The 16,757-nt window shown below is 62.7% G+C and carries 16 protein-coding genes; 8 read left to right on the top strand and 8 right to left on the bottom strand.

Translation table 11 applies throughout. From position 1 onward, the window contains the following. Positions 1-6: 6 nt before the first annotated feature. Positions 7-552 (bottom strand): DUF2975 domain-containing protein, encoded by a 546-nt coding sequence (locus KMZ29_RS14815; RefSeq protein ID WP_215619961.1) that lies wholly within the window; start codon positions 550-552, stop codon positions 7-9. Positions 553-629: 77 nt separating this feature from the next. On the opposite strand from KMZ29_RS14815, the gene KMZ29_RS14810 reads away from it, so the two are divergent. From KMZ29_RS14810 to KMZ29_RS14785, 6 genes are all read left to right on the top strand, one after another. After that, positions 630-1,214, top strand: coding sequence for a hypothetical protein (locus KMZ29_RS14810; RefSeq protein ID WP_215619960.1), 585 nt, complete (start codon positions 630-632; stop codon positions 1,212-1,214). 213 nt (positions 1,215-1,427) lie between these two features. Next, complete coding sequence (locus tag KMZ29_RS14805) at positions 1,428-2,384, top strand: IS481 family transposase (RefSeq protein WP_215619959.1); 957 nt, start codon at positions 1,428-1,430, stop codon at positions 2,382-2,384. Between the two features lie 18 nt (positions 2,385-2,402). Further along, complete coding sequence (locus tag KMZ29_RS14800; protein WP_215619958.1) at positions 2,403-2,981, top strand: LysE family translocator; 579 nt, start codon at positions 2,403-2,405, stop codon at positions 2,979-2,981. Between the two features lie 283 nt (positions 2,982-3,264). Further along, the gene (locus KMZ29_RS14795) at positions 3,265-3,810 is read left to right on the top strand and encodes a TRAP transporter small permease (protein WP_215619957.1); all 546 of its coding nucleotides are present in this window, start codon (positions 3,265-3,267) and stop codon (positions 3,808-3,810) included. 1 nt (position 3,811) lies between these two features. Then, positions 3,812-5,119: a TRAP transporter large permease gene (locus KMZ29_RS14790; RefSeq protein ID WP_215619956.1), complete on the top strand. Its 1,308-nt coding sequence runs from the start codon at positions 3,812-3,814 to the stop codon at positions 5,117-5,119. Between the two features lie 41 nt (positions 5,120-5,160). Next, positions 5,161-6,123 (top strand): TRAP transporter substrate-binding protein, encoded by a 963-nt coding sequence (locus tag KMZ29_RS14785; RefSeq protein ID WP_249779695.1) that lies wholly within the window; start codon positions 5,161-5,163, stop codon positions 6,121-6,123. Positions 6,124-6,192: 69 nt separating this feature from the next. Here KMZ29_RS14785 and KMZ29_RS14780 read toward each other — a convergent pair whose 3' ends face one another. From KMZ29_RS14780 to KMZ29_RS14755, 6 genes are read right to left on the bottom strand one after another with little or no spacing between them, the layout of a single operon-like run. After that, positions 6,193-7,053: an MBL fold metallo-hydrolase gene (locus tag KMZ29_RS14780; protein WP_215619955.1), complete on the bottom strand. Its 861-nt coding sequence runs from the start codon at positions 7,051-7,053 to the stop codon at positions 6,193-6,195. Next, positions 7,050-7,841 carry a TatD family hydrolase gene (locus KMZ29_RS14775; RefSeq protein WP_215619954.1) on the bottom strand — a complete coding sequence of 264 codons (792 nt, stop codon included), beginning with the start codon at positions 7,839-7,841 and terminating at the stop codon, positions 7,050-7,052. Before KMZ29_RS14775 ends, KMZ29_RS14780 begins: the two co-directional genes overlap by 4 nt. 14 nt (positions 7,842-7,855) lie before the next feature. After that, positions 7,856-9,787, bottom strand: a complete 1,932-nt coding sequence (metG, locus tag KMZ29_RS14770) for a methionine--tRNA ligase (protein WP_215619953.1) — start codon at positions 9,785-9,787, stop codon at positions 7,856-7,858. A gap of 58 nt (positions 9,788-9,845) precedes the next feature. Next, positions 9,846-10,892, bottom strand: coding sequence for a DNA polymerase III subunit delta' (locus tag KMZ29_RS14765; protein ID WP_215619952.1), 1,047 nt, complete (start codon positions 10,890-10,892; stop codon positions 9,846-9,848). Continuing rightward, positions 10,889-11,581, bottom strand: coding sequence for a dTMP kinase (tmk, locus tag KMZ29_RS14760; RefSeq protein WP_215619951.1), 693 nt, complete (start codon positions 11,579-11,581; stop codon positions 10,889-10,891). Before tmk ends, KMZ29_RS14765 begins: the two co-directional genes overlap by 4 nt. Before the next feature lie 2 nt (positions 11,582-11,583). Beyond that, positions 11,584-12,858, bottom strand: coding sequence for a D-alanyl-D-alanine carboxypeptidase family protein (locus KMZ29_RS14755; RefSeq protein WP_215619950.1), 1,275 nt, complete (start codon positions 12,856-12,858; stop codon positions 11,584-11,586). 164 nt (positions 12,859-13,022) lie between these two features. Between KMZ29_RS14755 and KMZ29_RS14750 the strand changes: the two genes are divergently transcribed. Then, a complete protein-coding gene (locus KMZ29_RS14750; protein WP_215619949.1) occupies positions 13,023-13,973 on the top strand; it encodes an alpha/beta fold hydrolase in 951 nt (316 codons plus the stop codon). Positions 13,974-13,990: 17 nt separating this feature from the next. Here KMZ29_RS14750 and KMZ29_RS14745 read toward each other — a convergent pair whose 3' ends face one another. Beyond that, positions 13,991-14,923: a septal ring lytic transglycosylase RlpA family protein gene (locus tag KMZ29_RS14745; RefSeq protein ID WP_215619948.1), complete on the bottom strand. Its 933-nt coding sequence runs from the start codon at positions 14,921-14,923 to the stop codon at positions 13,991-13,993. A 1,151-nt stretch (positions 14,924-16,074) separates the two neighbouring features. On the opposite strand from KMZ29_RS14745, the gene KMZ29_RS14740 reads away from it, so the two are divergent. Beyond that, positions 16,075-16,671 carry a hypothetical protein gene (locus KMZ29_RS14740; protein ID WP_215619947.1) on the top strand — a complete coding sequence of 199 codons (597 nt, stop codon included), beginning with the start codon at positions 16,075-16,077 and terminating at the stop codon, positions 16,669-16,671. The last annotated feature ends 86 nt before the right edge of the window (positions 16,672-16,757 follow it).

Raw genomic sequence — 16,757 nt, 5'->3', positions numbered from 1 at the left:
CGCGGCTCACACGAAGGAGGCGTGTTCGTCGGCGATCCGTGTCGCCTCTACCATGACCCAGGCGACCGCGAGCAGCACGCCACCGACGATCAAGGCAAGATAGTCGTTCACCGATAGCGAAATCCCGAGTTGGCGGCTGCCCGGCGGATTGCTGAGCGTGAACGCAAGCAACAGTGCGGTCGAGGAGATCGGACCGAGGATCGCCTGCGCCAGCACGCATGCAGCGAAATCGCGCAGCCGCCGTGCGCTGCTCAGCGTGAACACGCGACCGGCAGCGAAATCCGCAAACAGCGCCCGCACCTGCCATAGCCCGAACAGCATCACGCCGACGGGAATGGCTGATATGGCGGCGCCGGCGGCAAGGCGTCCCGGCGTCAGTGCGAGGTCGCGGCCGGCCGCGCCCAGCCGCGCCAGCAGCAGATTGCGCGTCCATTCCGGCACGAGAAACACCAGGCACATCGCAACCGCGATCAGCACGATACCGAGTGTGGTGACGATCACCATGGCGTTGGAGAAGCGACGCAAGCGGTCCGAATGGGCGAAAGCGGTCATGGTCGTATCCTGCTATTGACGCGAGATAAAATTATCGTAATACGATAAGTTATTATCGTCAAGATGGTTGATTCCGCATGCCTCCCAAACTCCTGCTGCACGTTTTCCTGCGCGCCTGCGTCACGATCGTACTCGCCGGCTGCGGCCATATGCCGGTGACGTCAATGGTGAAGCTCGCGCGGGTCGATTTCGAGACCTCGGATCCTGCGCAACTGCGTGCCGCGATCAAATTGCCGCGGGGCTTGCGGCCGAGGCCGAATGGCGTGTTGCTCCGCATCGCCGTGCGGGTCGGACGCGCGCCGGAGGAGGCGCGCGATTTTGTGTTGCGGGAAATTCCCGCGCCGCCCGAGCTGACGCGCGAAGCCGGCAGCAACGTCCACGTCTTTGCCTACCGCATCGACGAGACCGACCTCACCCGCCTCGCCACGTTTCGTGCTGAACTGATCGCGAAAAAAAACAGCGGCCAGGGCGGCTCGATTTCGATCTCGGTACAGCCGCAGGCCTGCCAGGCAGGAGAACTGTCCCACGGTCCCGTCTATTTCACCACATACCTGCGAACGGCTGAGACTGGCGACTATGTCACGCTGGCGCGCGATGTCGATCTGCGCACGATCATGCGGGACCGCGCCATTGTGGACGAAATTCTGCGCTGCGCGCCATGATCAGACGCGCCGCTCGGCCGGCGGGTAGTACTGCGGCGCTTCGGCGCGAAGGCAATATCGGCGTGACGGAGTGATTGCGCACCGGTGGTGCTTTCGACCCTGATTCAGATCAATGCTGTCGCGCTCTAGCTGTGGTCTTTCAGGAGGTTGTCCATTCGGCCCTGACCGGGAACTCTGAAGTCGCCAAACCACCAGCGATTCGCGGAGAACCGAATGGACACCCACAAGAATGCCTCCCTGACGCCCAAAGGTCGAGAGGCCATGGTGCGATGTGTAGTGGACGGGGGGTTATCCAAGGCCGCCGCCGCACGCCAGTTCAACACCACGTCGAAGACTGTCGCCAAATGGGTCGAACGCTTCCGCGTGGACGGCGTCGATGGTTTGCGGGATCGCTCCTCAAGGCCGCTTTCATTGCCGAGCCAAACAGCGCCAGCCACTTGCGCGGTGGTCGAGGCTTTGCGTCGGCAGCGCTACACCGGCAAGCAGATCGCCGCCGAGGCCGGTGTATCGGCGGCGACCGTCAGCCGCATCTTGCGGCGTCTGGGACTGAACCGGATGCGCGATCTGGAACCGGCCGAACCGGTGCGTCGCTACGAGCGAGAGCATCCCGGCGACATGATCCACATCGATATCAAGAAGCTCGGCCGCTTCGACAAGGTCGGCCATCGCATCACGGGGGATCGGACCGGTCAGAGCAACAGCCGCGGCGTCGGCTGGGAGTATGTCCATGTTTGCATCGACGATAATTCGCGCGTTGCCTTCTCTCAGATCCTGCCCGATGAGAAGGCCGTTAGCGCTGTCGCCTTTCTAAGTGCCGCCGTCGCCTACTATAAAAGCCTCGGCGTCACCGTCACCCGCGTCATGACCGACAACGGCAGTTGCTATAAGGCCTTCGACTTCCGCGATGCTTGCACAGGCCTGGGCCTCAAACACGTCCGCACCAAGCCCTACACACCCAAAACCAATGGCAAGGCCGAGCGCTTCATTCAGACTGCGCTCAGGGAATGGGCCTACGCCCAAGCCTATCCCACATCCGAGCGCCGCGCCGACGAACTCCCCCGCTGGCTCCACCGATACAATTGGCACCGCCCCCACGGCGGACTAAAATCAAAAACACCAATCAGTAGACTCGGCCTGACCGAGGACAACCTCTTGAGGCTCCACATCTAGCGCTTCCATTATTTATCGATGGAACCCACAGCATTCGTCGCTGCCAGCGTAGCGCTCCTTGCAACACCAGGGCCGACAAACACCCTGCTTGCCACATCCGGTGCCGCCATCGGCGTTCACCGGTCAATCCCCCTGCTTGCCGCCGAGCTATGCGGCTACATGGCTGCGATAACGCTGCTTCGGGTCTTGGTCGGGCCGGTTGTCGCCGCGATCCCGGCGTTCGAAATTCTCCTGCGCATAGCCGTGGTGTTGTACCTGCTCTATCTTTCGGCCAAGCTTTGGCTACACGGAGCGGCCGAGATTAGCGGGTCCAGCCCCGTTACGATTTCGCGAGTCTTCGTGACCACACTCCTAAATCCCAAAGGGATCATCTTTGCGTTTACGCTTCTCCCGCAGGGGATCGACCTTCTGCCGCTTTGTCCGTGGCTTGCCGCGCTGGCCGTTCAGATATTTGCGATCGGTAGCGCTTGGATCGCTACCGGCGCTTGGCTGAGGCGCGGCTTACGTGGAGTGATCCCTCCCAGTATTGGTTACCGGGCGAGCGCCATCGCTCTCATGCTGCTCGCTGGGATTGTCAGCGCGCACGCGTTCAAATGAACTGGCCGCCGCCTCGGCGACGGTCCGGGCGTCACCGATCCGGCGGCGGGCGGTCGCAATTGAATCAACCGTCGGCTCGCGACAGGCCTGACGCGGGAGTTGCAGGATTTTCCTCCCCTTGCCTTGACGGTCCCGAGCAAAACCTGTCCCTTCTACCGGACTGATTTCAGGTAGCCCGTTTTCGGCACGGCCAGGATCGACAGGCCCTCTCCGGAAAGGCGACCGTTGCCGGAAGTGGTACGTCTATTGCTTCCGGGAAATGTGTGAGGGGGAAAAACACACTATGATCCGCCGGTTTCTCGATCGAGTCTACCTTTTCTCCGGCTATCTCGCCGGAGTTTTCCTCATTGCGATTTTTGTGCTGATGATGTTGCTTTCGGCCGGCCGGCCTCTCGGCATCAATATTCCGGCGGGCGACGATTTCATCTCCTGGTGCATGGCGGCAACAGCTTTCCTCGGGCTCGCGCATACGTTCAAGCACGGCGAGATGATCCGCGTCGGTCTTTTGATCGACCGTCTCAACGACAACGTCCGCCATTATGTGGAGATCGCTGCGCTCCTCGTCGGCACCGGCTTCATCGGCTTTTTCGCCTGGCATGCCGCGATCATGACCTGGCAGTCGTGGAAATTTTCCGACATTTCGCAAGGCGTCATCGCGGTGCCGCTGTGGATCCCGCAGCTCGGCTACAGCGGCGGCCTCGTGATTCTTTTCATCGCTTTTGTGGATGAGCTGATCCATGTCCTGCGTGGCTTCGCGCCGCGCTACGAATTGCCAAAACCAGAGAGCGCCGAGGAAATCGTCGAGCGCGCCATACAGAGCGGGGTCTGACATGGAGCTTCTCTCCATCGCCGCGATTCTGCTGGGATTTCTTGCGCTGCTGCTTGGCGCCGGCGTCTGGATCGCCGTCGCCTTGATGGCGACGGGATGGGCCGGCATGCAATTCGCCGCCGGCGGCATTCCGGCGGGCAGCGTGCTTGCGACAACGGTGTGGGGCAACAGCGCTTCGTGGTCGCTCGCAGCCTTGCCACTCTTCATCTGGATGGGCGAGATTCTCTTCCGCACGCGGTTATCGGAGGAAATGTTTCGCGGATTTGCGCCCTGGCTGAACTGGCTGCCGGGCCGGCTCATGCACGTCAATGTGCTCGCCTGTGGCGTGTTCGGTTCGGTGTCCGGATCGTCAGCCGCGACCTGCGCCACGGTTGCCAAGATCGCCCTGCCCGAACTGAAGAAGCGCGGCTATGACGAAGGCTTGAGCCTCGGCTCCCTGGCCGGTGCGGGCACGCTCGGCATTCTGATCCCGCCGTCGATTACCATGGTGGTCTACGCCGTCCAGGCGAACGTTTCCATCATTCAGATTTTCCTCGCTGGATTTCTGCCGGGCTTGCTGGTGATGGCGCTTTATTCCGGCTACATCGCGGCCTGGTCACTTGCCAATCCGAAGCGCACGCCGCCGGCCGATCCGCCCATGAGTCTTCGCAAGCGCATCGCAGAATCTCTCAATCTTATTCCCTGTCTGCTGCTTATCGTTTTCGTCTTTCTATCGTTGCTGATGGGCTGGGCGACGGCGACGGAATGTGCAGCCTGGGGCGTGCTGGGATCGCTCGCGATCGCCTGGTGGCAAGGCGCGCTGACCTGGTCAGCGTTCTGGGCGAGCGTCATGGGCGCAACGCGGGTCAATTGCATGATCCTGCTGATCCTGGCGGGCGCCTCCTACATGGGCACGTCGATGGCCTACACCGGCATCCCATTGGCGCTCGCGAACTGGGTGAACAGCCTCCAACTCAGTCCCAATTCGCTGATCTCGGCGCTCACCGTCATGTACATCGTGCTCGGCACGGCACTCGACGGCATTTCCATGATCGTGCTAACTACCGCCATCGTCATTCCGATGGTGAAGCAGGCCGGCTTCGATCTCGTCTGGTTCGGTATTTTCCTGGTGCTGGTGGTGGAAATGGCTGAAGTCTCTCCTCCCGTCGGCTTCAATCTGTTCGTCTTGCAGACCATGAGCGGCAAGGATTCCAACACGGTCGCCAAGGCGGCCCTACCGTTCTTCTTTTTGCTCGTTCTTGCGGTTGCCATCATCACGGTCTTTCCTGATATCGTGATGTTGCTGCCGCGGATAGCGTTCCCTGGCTAGAGAGAGGTATTGTCATGTTCAGGCTTGTTAAAACGTGCGCAATGGCTGCCTGCGTCGCGGCTCTTGCCGTTCCCGCACTTGTCGTTCCCGCGATGGCGCAGACAAAATGGAATCTTCCGGCGGCCTATCCGGCGGACAATCCGCATTCGGTGAACCTGATCGCGTTTGCCAAGGATGTTGCCGACGCCACCGGCGGCAAGCTGCAAATCACCGTGCATCCTGCGGCGTCTCTATTCAAGGCGCCGGAAATCAAGCGCGCGGTCGCAACCGGTCAGGCGCAGGCGGGTGAGGTTCTGATCTCGCTGCATGAGAACGAGGACCCGCTTTTCGGCATCGATGTTGTCCCGTTCCTGGCGACGAGCTATCCGGCAGCCAAGAAGCTGTGGCTGGCGTCAAAACCCGCGGTCGAAAAGAAGCTCGCATCGCAAGGCCTGCTGCTTCTCTTCGCGGTGCCGTGGGGTCCGCAGGGCATTTATGCCAAGAAAGACCTCAACACCATTGAGGATATGAAAGGCTTGAAGTGGCGCGCCTATAATGTCGGCACCTCGCGCATCGCCGAGCTTGTCGGCGCGCAGCCTATCACCATCCAGGCGGCGGAATTGCCGCAGGCGCTGGCTACCGGCGTTGTGAACGCATTCATGACCTCAGGCTCGACCGGCTACGACAGCAAGGCCTGGGAAACCATGACGCACTTCTATGATGCGCAGGCCTGGATTCCGAAGAACGCGACCTTCGTGAACAAGGCGGCTTTTGACGCGCTCGACAAGCCGACTCAGGATGCGATCCTCAAGGCGGCTGTTGTCGCCGAGGAACGCGGCTGGAAGCTCGCGGAAGAAAAGGCGAAGTGGTATCTCGAACAGCTTCAGGCCAACAAGATGAAGGTGCTTCCGCCACCTCCGGCGCTGAAGGCCGGCCTCGAGAAAATCGGCGAGCAGCTGACGGCCGATTGGTCGAAAAAGGCCGGCTCCGATGGCGAAGCCGTGATCGCCGCCTATAAGAAATAGGTGGGCGTCAGGCGGGCATTCTTATGCATGTTCATCCGGTCCCTCCTTGGACTCTGAAGCTTCGCAACCTCAGTTTCCTCGGTCCGGATCGGATGGACAACCTATTGAGAGCTCACATCCAGACCAGCCCGTCTGCTCCACCGTCAGCCGCAATCCGTCATAGGCCGGGATCACGCCCTTGGGCAGGCTTTGCCGCAGCACTTCGTAATCCAGGTCGGAATGCATGTTGGTGATGACGGCCCGGCGCGGCTTGAAGCGGTCGATCCAGGCCAGCGCGTCGTTGACGCTGAAATGGCTGGGGTGGCCGGCATAGCGCAGCCCGTCGATGATCCAGAGATCGAGATCCTTCAGGAACGGCCAGCTCTCGGCCGGAATGTCGCTGAGGTCGGGTGTATAGGCGGCGTCGCCGATCCGGTAGCCAAGCGCCTGAATATTGCCGTGCTGCAGGAGAAATGCCGAAAGCGTCACTGCACCGCCCCTCCCTTCGACGGTGCGGCTTTCGCCGGCCTCGATTCCATGCTGGTCGAGGATCGGCGGATACTCGCTGCCCGGCGGCGTCACGAAACAGTAGGAAAACCGCAGCAGGACGTGGTCGGCGGTCGACCGGTTGAGATAGACCGGAATGCGCCGGCGCTGGTGCATCACGACGGAACGCAGATCGTCGATGCCGTGGGTCTGGTCGGCGTGCTCATGGGTCAGGAACACCGCGTCGATATGATCGACATTGGCGTCGATCAACTGCTCGCGCAGGTCGGGCGCGGTATCGATCACGATCCGGGTGATCCCGCCTTCCGATACCCGCTCGGCCAGCAGCGAACAGCGGCGGCGCCGGTTCTTCGGGTTGCCGGGATCGCAGGCGCCCCAGCCGAGCGCGGGACGTGGCACGCCGGCGGAAGAACCGCAGCCGAGCACTGTCAGGGTCAGCGTCATGCCGCAGCTTTCGTCGCCGGGACCTTGGAGAACAGGCGGAAGAAGTTTTCGGTGGTCTGGCGGGAGATCTCTTCGAACGAGACGCCGCGCGTTTCCGCCAGCACCTTTGCGACTTCGACCACGTAAGAAGGCTCGTTGCGCTTGCCGCGGAACTTTCCCGGCGCGAGATACGGCGCGTCGGTTTCCACCATGATGCGGTCGGCGGGAAGCTCGGCCGCGAGCTCGCGCAAGCTTTGCGATTTCTTGAAGGTCAGAATGCCGGTGAACGAGATCGAAAGCCCCAGCGAGATCGCCTTCATCGCCAGATCGCGCCCGCCGGTATAGCAATGCAGCACGGCGCGAAACGGTCCCTTGGCCATTTCATCTTCGAGGATGCGGCCGCAGGCTTCGTCGGCCTCGCGGGTGTGTATGACCAGCGGCAGCCCGGTCGCCCGCGCAGCGGCGATGTGGGCGCGAAAGCCGCGCTCCTGCGCTTCCGGCGAGCCGTTGTCGTAGAAATTGTCCAGCCCCGCCTCGCCGAGCGCCACCACCTTCGGATGCCTGGTCAGTTCGATCAATTCGGCGGCTGGAATGCCGTCTTCCTCGTCGGCGTGATGCGGATGGGTGCCGACCGAGCAATAGACGTTCGGAAACCGCTCGGCGATCTCCAGCAATCCGGCAAGGCGCCTCACCCGCGTCGAGATGGTGACGATGCGCCCGATCCCGGCCGTTTCCGCGCGCGCGACGATGCCGTCGAGATCCTCGGCAAAATCGGGAAAATCGAGATGGCAGTGGCTATCGACGAGCATTGCAATCCAACCGTTCAGCCGGCGGTCGGTTCGACGTAACGCGGAAAAACGCCCGTCGGCGCCGGCAGCTTGGTGCCCGGCTTGATGCGCGTCGCGCCGCCGAGTGCCGCGAAGTTACGCGCTTCCGTGGGCACCCCGAGACTGTCCAGCAGCTTCGCCGACGATGCCGGCATCACCGGTTGCGCCAATATGGCGATCTGGCGGACCACCTCGGCGGTCACGTACAGGACCGTGCGCTGGCGTAGCGGATCGGTTTTCGCCAGCGCCCACGGCGCCTCGCCCGCGAAATAGCGATTGGCTTCCGCCACCACGGCCCAGACCACATTGAGCGCCTGGTGAATCTGCTGGGTCGCCATCGCCGTGCGCGCCAGCGCGAGCATGCCGTCGGCCTGCGCCAGGATCGCCTTGTCGTTGTCGGTGAAGGCGCCCGGCTCCGGCAGCACGCCGTCGAGCTGCTTGGCGATCATCGACAGCGAGCGCTGCGCCAGATTGCCGAGATCGTTGGCGAGATCGGCGTTGATGCGAGCGACGATCGCTTCGTGATTATAGTTGCCGTCCTGTCCGAACGGCACCTCGCGCAGGAAGAAATAGCGCACTTGATCGACGCCGTACTGGTCGGCGAGATTGAAGGGGTCGACGACGTTGCCGAGCGACTTCGACATTTTCTCGCCGCGGCTGAACAGGAAGCCGTGGGCATAGACGCGCTTCTGCACCGGAATGCCCGCCGACATCAGGAACGCCGGCCAGTACACCGCGTGGAAACGGATGATGTCCTTGCCGATGATATGAACGTCGGCCGGCCAGTAGCGCCAGTTGGCGTCGTTCTCGTCCGGAAAGCCGACGCCGGTGATGTAATTGGTGAGCGCGTCGACCCAGACATACATCACATGCTCGGGGTCGCCGGGAACCCTGACGCCCCAGTCGAACGTGGTTCGCGAAATCGACAGGTCCCGCAGTCCGCCTTTGACGAAGCTGATCACTTCGTTCTTGCGCGAGTCCGGTCCGATGAAATCCGGCTGCGTCTCGTACAGCTTGAGGAGCCTGTCCTGATAGGCGGACAGTCTGAAGAAATAGCTCTTCTCCTCGACCCATTCGACCGGCGTGCCCTGTGGCCCGCGCCGCACATTGTCCTCGCCGACGACGGTCTCGTCCTCGGCGTAATAGGCTTCGTCGCGCACCGAGTACCAGCCGGCATAGCTGTCGAGATAGATGTCGCCATTGGCGGCCATCCGCCTCCAGATCTCCTGGCTGGAGCGATGATGCTGCTCTTCCGTGGTGCGGATGAAGCGGTCGAACGAGACGTTGAGGCGCTCGTCCATGTCCTTGAACCGCTGCGCATTGCGCGTCGCAACCTCCATGGTCGGAAGTTCTTCGGCTTGCGCGGTCTGCACCATCTTCAGGCCGTGCTCGTCGGTGCCGGTGAGAAAGAACACGTCCTTGCCGTCGAGCCGCTGAAAACGCGCCAGCGCATCGGTCGCGATCGCTTCATAGGCGTGGCCGATATGCGGCACGCCGTTGGGATAGGCGATGGCGGTCGTGATGTAGAAGCTGTTCCTGTCGGTCGAGGCCGGTTTGATTGCGACCGGGGCGGCCTTCTTCTTCACCTTGCCGGCGGCGGGTTTCCTGGCAATCTCTTTGGCAACGGCCGGCTGTGTCGGCGTCGTAACGGTCTTCGATTTTGCCTGCCTGGCGGACTTCTTCGCCGATTTCTTGGCAGGCTTTTTCGTAACCGGCTTTCGGGTTTTCTCTGCCGTCTTCTTTGTCGTTTTCGTTGTCGTTTTCTTGGTGGCTTTCTTCGCCGTTTTCCGGCCGGCCTTCTTGGCTTTCTTCACCGTGCCCCTGGCGCGCTTTTTCGCGGCCGCTGCCCTGGCGGCGCTGGCCCCGGAGGCACTGCGAACCTTCTTCGTTTTTCGCTTCCTGGAAGTTTTCTTCTTAGGTGTCGCCACCACAATTTCCTTTTTGGCTCAATCCGGATTGCCGGGGGATGATAATTGCTGCGAACGCTTATCGCGTTGCTTCCGCAAGCATCCCGAACACCGAGAAAACCAGCGGTTTTCGTTCAAGATTATAGGATTCGGTGTCGCGCGCGGCGCGGTTGATCTTTTCCCACACCTCCGCCAGCCGTGCAAGGCGGGGCAGGTTCGCATTGGCGTTGGCGTCGTCGGCGCGCAGCCGCGCACTGACCCAGCGATCGACGCTGTCGATGAACGCCGCCAGCGCCACCCGGTCGCTGCCGCCGAGCGCGTCGCCGAGGGCATGGAGCTCGCGCGGATCGACCCGCGGCAGGGTCGCCAATAGTGCCGCGGTGCGCTGGTGAAGTTTCAGGGCGTCGCCGCCGAGCAGGGTCAGCGCGCGTGCGACGCTGCCCTCCGCCGCTTCGGCGGCCTCTGCGAGCGCGGGATCGTCGATCGGGATATTGGCGGCCGCAGCGGCGGCACGGATGACGTCATCGGTCGAGAGCGGCCGCAGCGGCAATTTGCGGCAGCGCGACTGGATCGTCGGCAGCACGCGCGCGGGCGCATGACTGACCAGAAGGAACAACGATTGCTGCGGCGGCTCCTCGAGAATTTTCAATAGCGCGTTGGCGGCGTTGGGATTGAGTTCATCGACGGTATCGACGATGCAGACCCGCCAGCCCTCCACCGCCGCGGTCGAGCCGAAAAACGAAATCGTTTCCCGGGTCTCGTCGACGGTGATCACCGTGCGCAACACGCCCCTGTCGTTGAGGCTGCGTTCGAGCGTGAGCAGGCTGCCATGGGCGCCGGCCGCAACGAGGCGCGCGACCGGGGCCGACGGATCGATCTGGAGCGTCCCGGCGCGCTGCACCTCCGGGCCAAGCGGATTGCGATGAGCGAGCACGAACCGCGCCATCCGGTAGGCCAGCGTCGCCTTGCCGATACCCTGCGCGCCGCCGATCAGCCAGGCATGCGGAATGCGCCCGCTGCGATAGGCATTCAGCAGCGCCATTTCGGCGTCATGGTGGCCGAACAGCGCGGTGGTTTCGCGCGGATGAGGCACAGCGACCTCAGGCTCGACCTTGCGGGCGCTCATGCGAGATTGGCCATGCCGCCGACATCGGCCTTGAAGAAACGGTCGCGCAAGGCGGCCCAGACGCTGGCGGCGACGGTCGCTGCGTCGGCGTTGGCGTCGATCAGCACGCAGCGCTGCGGATCTTCGGCTGCGATCTGCCGGTAGGCATCGCGCAAGTCCTGATGGAATTTCAGGTCTTCCGATTCGAACCGGTCCGGCGCGCCGGTGCCGCGCCGCATGGCCGCCCGCTTCATCCCGACCTCGACGGGTACATCGAGGATGATGGTCAGATCGGGCCTGAGGTCGCCGATGGTGACCCGCTGCATCGCGTTGAGGACCTCGGGAGCCACCTGCCCTAGCCTGCCCTGATAGACGCGCGTCGAATCCGAAAACCGGTCGCACAGCACCCATATCCCCTGCTTGAGGGCCGGCTCAATCACCGTGCGCACATGGTCGTCGCGCGCCGCGGCAAACAGCAGCGTTTCCGCGTCAGGACCGAGCAGCTTGCCCATGCCGGACAGGACCAGATGCCGGATGATTTCAGCGCCGGGCGACCCGCCGGGCTCGCGCGTGACGAGGGTGCGCAGCTTGGCCGCGTTGAGGCGTTCCGCGAGCGTCTTGATCTGGGTGGATTTTCCCGATCCTTCGCCACCCTCGAAGGAGATGAATCGTCCGCGCCCGGGAGTTCGTTTGACCGCTGCCTCGGACATCGTCAGAGTTTCTCGGCGCCGGCGCGAAACATCCCGATCACGAGTTCGCTGGCGCCATCGATCGCCCGCCGCATCGTCGATCCCCTGGCGACCGGCTCGGCCGCATAGACCGGCGCTTCCAACGCGACGTTCGGACCGCGCCACACCTTGACGACCCCGACCCGTTGACCGGACTCGATCGGCGCGCGCACCGGCCCGCTGTAGACAATGCGCGCGATCAATTTTTCGCTGCCGTTCTTCGGCACCATCACCTTGATCGGTTCGGGGCTGGCGAGCTTGACCGAGCGGCTCTCGCCGCCGAACACCTTGGCGTAGCCGACCTGCTGCTGGGCCGCGAACAGCGTGCGCGCTTCGAAATTGCGGAATCCCCATTCAAGCATCTTCTTGGCTTCGGAAGCGCGGTCGTCGGGATCGTTAAGACCGTTGACGACCACGATCAGCCGCATGCCGTTCTGCACGGCCGAGCCGACCATGCCGTAGCCGCCCTCCTTGGTGAAGCCGGTCTTCAGCCCGTCGGCGCCCTCGAGCGAGGTCAGAAGCGGATTGCGGTTCTGCTGCCGGATCTTGTTCCAGGTGTATTCGCGCTCACCGAACAGTTTGTAGAAATCGGGATAGGTCTGGATGATGTGGCGGGCGAGCCTGGCGAGTTCGCGCACCGTCATCTTGTTGGCGGGATCGGGCAGCCCGTTGGAATTGCCGAAGGTCGATTTCTCCAAACCAATCTCTCTCGCGCGCTTGGTCATCATCTCTGCGGCGAAGGTACGTTCATTGCCGGCCATGGCCTCCGCCAGCACCATGCAGGCGTCGTTGCCACTCTGGATGATGGCGCCGCGCAAGAGGTCGTCGACGGCAATCTTGCTGTGGATCGCCGCAAACATCGTCGACCCGCCCGAAGGCGCGCCGCCCTTACGCCAGGCATTCTCGCTGACGCGATATTCGTCGGTGAGTTTGATCTCGCCCTTCTTGATGGCGTTGAAGACGACCTCGGCCGTCATCAGCTTCATCATGCTGGAGGGGGCCCGCAGCTCGTCGGCGTTCTTCTCGAACAGCACGCTGCCGCTACTGGCTTCGATCAGGATCGCGGTCGGCGCGTCGCCGTCGAAGCCGCCCTCCACTTCCTTCTTGGCGCCCTGCACGCTGTTGTTGGCGGCGTAGATCATGCCGCCCCACCCCAGGGTGGCCGCAATGGCGCCGGCGACCGCAGCCGCAATCAGGCGGCGCCAGCAGCGTCCTGTCGAGGAGCTGGGCTTGCGGGAGGATGAGGTTTCGACTGCCATCGGTGATGCCTTGAAGCCGGCGTTCTACCAGTTGGAAGTATCGCAAACAACACGGGTTTTGGCCGATGCCGCGGTCCGGTCGGATTGCCGTGCCATTCAAACGACCCTATCGTGCGGCATTGCGGTTTGCTCAAACAAGATCCCCGAAACAAGGCGGAATAGCGATGCCATCGACACGTACTGTTTCCGCCAACGGGATCGATATCTTTCTGCGCGAGCAAGGCCGGGGTCCGCTCGTCGTGCTTTGCCATGGCTGGCCGGAATTATCCTATTCCTGGCGGCACCAGATTCCCGCGATCGCGGCGGCGGGCTTCCGGGTTGCCGCGCCGGACATGCGCGGTTTCGGGCAGACCAGCGCACCCGCCGACATCGGCGCCTACACCATTTTCGACACTGTCGGCGACATGGTCGCGCTGGTCGAAGCGCTCGGTGAAAAGCGGGCGGTCATCATCGGCCACGACTGGGGCGCGCCGGTCGCCTGGCATGCGGCGCTGTTCCGGCCCGATGTCTTCACTGCCGTTGCCGGCCTGAGTGTGCCCCCGCCCCTTCGGGGGCGCGGCCGGCCGCTCGATACTTTGCGCGAGAGCGGCATCAGCAATTTCTATTGGCAGTACTTCCAGACGCCCGGCGTCGCCGAGGCCGAGTTCGAGCGCGACGTCAATTTATCGATGCGAACCCTGCTGGGACGCGGATTCTCCGATCCCTCGGCTTCGATGTTCGTCGAGGACGGCAAGGGATTTCTCCGCAATCCGCGCGCCGATTTGCCATTGCCGGGTTGGCTCAGCGAGGCCGACCTCGTCTATTTCAGCGAGGCCTACCGGAAATCCGGCTTCCGCGGCGGACTGAACTGGTACCGCAACATCGATCGCAACTGGGAACTGACCTCGCCGTGGCAGGGCGCGCAGATCCGTCAGCCGTCGCTGTTCATTGCGGGCTCGAAGGATTCCGTCATCACCGGGTTGATCGGCAACAAACGGGTGGCCGATATGGAGCGGGTGCTGCCGAACCTCAGGCAGAAACTCATCATCGACGGCGCCGGCCACTGGATCCAGCAGGAACGCGCCGACGAGGTCAACGCCGCCTTGATCGCTTTCCTCAAAGCGAATGCCGGCTAAGGCAGGATGTGGAGGGCTCAGTAGAGCCCGCGCCCGCTCAGCAGTTCGCTGGGGCCGCGCGGGTCGACCGGCGCATAGGCACTGACCGGCCTGACACCGGGGGCATAGCGAGCGTCGTTCTCATAGGAAACGGCGCGGGGATTTTCGATCGCGCGTCCGGCTGGACGGACGCGGCTCGAGGCGGACAGCTCGGAGGTCGCGTTGATCGACGCCAGATCCTGGGACGTATTGCCGAGGCTATAGGGCCGCCCCTCCGGCATCGGGACCTCGCCGCGGATCGCGCGGCTCGACGTTTCCGGAACGAACGGACGGGCCGAGGCGACCCGGACCAGCGACGGTGATGGCGCCGGAACGCCAGTGCGCAAGGTCGCTACCAGTTGACGGTCGTCGGAACCTTCGAGCGGCGCCCGGGCGACATATTCGACCCGCACGCGGGCCACGCCATGGCCTTTGAATTCAAGTAGTTCGGCAGCTTTGTTCGAGACGTCGATGAGCCGATTGCCATGGTATGGGCCGCGGTCGTTGACGCGGACGATGAGCGATTTGCCGTTCGAGAGATTGGTCACCCGCGCATAGGACGGGATCGGCAGCGTTGGGTGGGCGGCGGTCAGCGAGGTCATGTCGAACACTTCGCCATTGGCAGTCAGCCGGCCGTGGAAATCGTCGCCGTACCAGGAGGCGATCCCCTCGGCGCGGTAGTTGGGGTCCTCCTCCGGCACGTACACCCGTCCCGCCACGGTATAGGGCTTGCCGACGCGGTAGGTGCCGCCGCCCTTCGGCACGGGTTCGCCCATCGCGACCACCCGGGGGCTACTGGAAACGCCGTATTTGGGATCGACCCGGCTGGCAAACTTGCCCGAGGAGGCGCAGTTGGCGAGGACGAAGCACGCAGCCACGGCAGCGGCGCTCCGCGCCACCCGTACCGCTGGATCTGACTGTCGAATCCCCATCCCCCCAAAATACCATTTCACCGGCCACACGCCTACGTCACGGCGCCGCCGGTCATACGCCCCGATGCAGCCCACCTCCGCACCTGCCAATAACGATATCGCATCCCGAACGCGGCGGAAATGGGGTGAGCGCGAGGTGGTGAATCAATGGTTGCCGGGGCAGAGCCCGTCGGTTTTCCCGGATTTTTGCGGGGGCGAGCCCTCACCCGGACGCCGTCGCATGCTCGTCCGCGGCGCGCCGTTAACGAATCTGTTGTGCGAAAGCATCACTCCGGCCCGATTTTCGATTCCGGCAAGGAATCCTTTTGACTGTGCGCGGTGCCGTATCGTTGTGTCGGGGCCGGGGCGCAAGGATATTTGCGATGATTGAGACGGTTACAGCGTGTTTGGGTCTGTTCAGCGCGGGCATTTTCCTGGCCCACGCCTTCGAGGGTTTTCGCTCGCGGGCCTGAAGCCTGCGAGAGCCGCAGCACCTCTTTCAGGGAAGCCGATTCCGAAAGCTTTAATTAATTCGGACGAGCATCGAAAGTGGCAGGTGAGACATGCGCCATCATGACTTGGTCTCCGACGGGTTCCTCGCACTGACAGCGGCCGGCTTTGCACTGCTGTGCTCCAGTCTGCTCGCTTTCGCGTTCACCTAGTCGGGGCGCAGGCCAGCTCAGAACTCCCGGACTCAGCGCTATTCGGCGCATCGACAAGTCGAGCGCGCCCGCCGGCCCGTTCGACCGGCAATTGATACTTTCCCCGGGCGCATGCCCCTGCTAAGTCGCTGATCTCTACGGATGGAAGGGTGGCCGAGTGGTTTAAGGCACCGGTCTTGAAATTCTCACTCGCTCGTTTTGCCCTGTACTCGGTTGTGTTGACGCGTCCTGTTTCATGCAGAAAATTCGCCACAAACCGGGACTTTCGTCCCTTGCTGTACCGCCCCGCCCCGTCCCATTCCGTACGGTGCCAAATTAGGTTATTCCGCCGCGGGCTTGAGCACGGGGCGCTCTCAGGAGGGTGGTGGATATCTAAGGTTTCAAACACCTTTTCGGTTGAACGCTGGTAAATTAAACGAATCAGATCGCACTGAAGGGATTTGCCATGGTTGAGACCAGAAACTGGCCACCGGCAGCGCCGGCCGCAACGAGGCCTACGCCCGGCACCAATTGGCCCGGTCAGGCGCCGGCCTCGCCGCCGACGAAGCCACCTCCAACGCAGCCGCCGCAACGCAAGTGAGTGGTAAGGAGTCGCTGTGGTTTGAATTGGTCACGGCGGCTCTGTACCATCGAGACAGGCTAACTTGGTTTATCGCTCTGCACCGCGGATCGATGTTCGCTAATGCGTTCTTGGGAACCGCTGCAGTTGCGACGCTGCTGCAGCAACAGCGCTGGTTAATCGTCGCCGCGAGCCTGCTTCTAGCTTTTGTCAGCGCGGCCTCGCTCGCCTTCGATTTTGCTGGCAACGCGCGAAAGCACGAAGATCGCCGCCGAACGTATCACGACCTGGCGGCGCAGCTTGAAGAAGCGGCGGACGATGAAAGTGCTGTGCGACTGTTAAGAGCGAAGCTGATCCGCACCGCCGGGGATGACCCCGTAGTCTACAAAGCGGCCGAGTCCGTTGCTTACAATGCCGCGATCAAGTCCCTGGGGCGCGACTTGGATGACGAGTTCATCCTGACGGGGACGCAACGATTTTTTCGCAATTTGTTGACCTATAGCGGTACCAAGTTTCCGCAACGCCGGGACTTGAAGAGCATGCGATGAGGGCCAATTCTCACGAGTAAAGCGCGGTACGGACCATATCTCTGTTTGCAATCGATATACGTTCGACCTCTTGCTCTCTCGCGATG

The organism is Bradyrhizobium sediminis (assembly GCF_018736085.1).
Classification (GTDB): domain Bacteria; phylum Pseudomonadota; class Alphaproteobacteria; order Rhizobiales; family Xanthobacteraceae; genus Bradyrhizobium; species Bradyrhizobium sediminis.
This window is presented reverse-complemented; position numbering and strand designations above follow the sequence as displayed.